The sequence below is a fragment of the Natronococcus sp. genome (assembly GCF_047921035.1).
GTDB lineage: Archaea > Halobacteriota > Halobacteria > Halobacteriales > Natrialbaceae > Natronococcus.
Window position 1 is genome coordinate 1 of the sequence record NZ_JBLRWX010000201.1, and the last position, 2,137, is coordinate 2,137.

Genomic DNA, 2,137 nt, shown 5'->3' on the forward strand with positions numbered 1-2,137 from the left:
CGCTCGAGGCCGACGAGGCTGACGAACTCGAGCAGCTGGTCGCTGACTCCCGAAAACGAACGAGCAGCGGACTACCTCGAGTCGAACGACGAATCTGAGTTCGCGACGACCGCGCTCAACGTCAAGGAGATCGCCGTCGGACGCGAACTGCAGGGCGAACTGGATCCCCACGAGATTCGCTCGACGTTCGACTGGGTGACGATGCTCCCGTTCACCGTCGAACACGCGTTCGTCGCCGGAGAGCTCGAAGCCGCGCTTCGTCGGGACGATGCGTTCGATCAAGACAGGATCAACTCGCTCGCCGGAGATTTCCTCATCGCCAGCGTCGCGAAAGAGCGAAACGCGACCGTCGTGACGCGAAATCGAGCCGACTTCGAACTGAGCCGCCCGACTCCGCTCGTCGGGCGTAGTCCGCCAACGAGTCGACGCTCGGCTGGGCCGCGACGGGCAGGTGGACGTCCCGGTCGGTCATACCTCGGGCGACTCCTCGATCCGGGGCACCCCCTGTGCGGTGATCGTCTCGCCGACGAGATAGGAGGACGCTGGACTCGCGAGGAACTGCGCGAGGTCGGCGATCTCGTCGACGGTTCCCATCCGGCGCTCGACCTCGGTGCGGTCGACCTCGTCGGCCGAGATCCCCATCTGGTTCTCGACGCCCTTCGTCGCGACGAAGCCGGGCGCGATGCAGTTGACCCGCACTCCGTCGGCGGCCCATTCGTAGGACAGCGTCGTCGTCAGGTTCACGACGGCGGCCTTCGCGGCGCCGTAGTGGCTCATGTACGGCGACCCGCTCTGGCCCGCGACGCTGGCGAGGTTGATCACGATCCCGCCGCCATCCTTGAGGTGGTCGGCGGCGGCCTGCGTGCAGTGGTAGGTGCCGTGGACGTTGATGTCGACGATCGTCTTCCAGCCGTTCTCCGAGATGTCGTCGAAGTTCGCCATGAACGAGGCGCCCGCGTTGTTGACGAGCACGTCGAGCCCGCCGAACTCCTCGACGGTCGCCTCGACCAGCGCGTCGACGGCCTCGCGGTCGGTGACGTCGCACTCGACGGGCAGGGCCGATCCCGGACGGTCGCTCCCCGCGATCTCCTCGGCGACCGGATCGACGTTGTCCTGCTCGCGCGAGCAGATCACAACGTCGACCCCGTCGTCGGCGAACCCCTTCGCGATCGCCGCGCCGATGCCGCTCGAGGCGCCCGTGACGATCGCGACGTCGCCGTCGACGCCGAACTGGTCGGTGCTCATCGCCGGTCACCCGCTGCGAGTGTGCTTACCATTGTTAGGTCCAGCAGACAATATGCAGACAGTGTTAATAAAGGTGGGTACAACCCCCGTATCGTTAAGGGCGTCGAGGAGAATCGTCACCAGTACGCACACCCGACGACGTTCGTCGTTTCCACACCACCATGACAGGCGAAGACAGCAACTACGGGCCGGATCGACAGGAGACAGTGTACCGGGAGGGAATGCTCGAGGGCGAGCCGCCCGAGTTCCCCGTCGCCTACGAGGACCTCGAGGAGCGCGCCCGCGAGGAACTCGACGAGGAGGCGTTCGCCTACGTCGCGGGCGGCGCGGGCTCCGAGTCGACCGTCGAGGCGAACGACCGCGCCTTCGACGCCTGGCAGATCGTCCCGCGCATCCTGCGGGACGTCTCCGATCGCGACCTCTCGGTCGAGCTGTTCGGCCGCGAACTCCCCGTACCCGTCCTACTCGCCCCGATCGGCGTCCAGGGAATCCTCCACGACGAGGCCGAACTCGCGGTCGCCCGCGCGGCGAACGCCGTCGGCGTCCCGATGATCTCGAGTTCGGTCTCCTCCTATACGATGGAGGAGATCGCCGACGAACTCGAGACGACGGGCTGGTTCCAGCTCTACTGGAGCGCCGACCGCGACGTGGCCGCGAGCTTCTTGGAGCGCGCCGAAGACGCGGGGTTCGAGGCGATCGTCGTCACGCTCGACACGCCGAAGATGGGCTGGCGCGAGCGCGACATCGAACTCGCCTACCTCCCCTTCCTCGAGGGACAGGGCATCAGGAACTACTTCGAGGATGAGGCCTTCCGCGACCGACTCGAGACCGACGATCCGTGGGCCGACCCCGAGGCCTCGCTCGAGTCCTTCATCGACTGCTTCGGCGACGC

The 2,137-nt window shown here is 66.6% G+C and carries 2 protein-coding genes and 1 pseudogene; 2 read left to right on the forward strand and 1 reads right to left on the reverse strand.

Annotated elements, in window-relative coordinates:
- Positions 1–42 precede the first annotated feature (42 nt).
- A pseudogene (locus tag ACNA7R_RS20065) lies at positions 43–354 on the forward strand (type II toxin-antitoxin system VapC family toxin); the annotation flags it as partial.
- 114 nt (positions 355–468) lie between these two features.
- On the opposite strand, the gene ACNA7R_RS20070 reads toward ACNA7R_RS20065, so the two are convergent.
- Positions 469–1,245, reverse strand: a complete 777-nt coding sequence (locus tag ACNA7R_RS20070) for an SDR family NAD(P)-dependent oxidoreductase (RefSeq protein ID WP_416285306.1) — start codon at positions 1,243–1,245, stop codon at positions 469–471.
- 161 nt (positions 1,246–1,406) lie between these two features.
- Here ACNA7R_RS20070 and ACNA7R_RS20075 point away from each other — a divergent pair.
- Positions 1,407–2,137: alpha-hydroxy-acid oxidizing protein (locus ACNA7R_RS20075; RefSeq protein ID WP_416285307.1), on the forward strand; the 731-nt coding region annotated here is incomplete at its 3' end.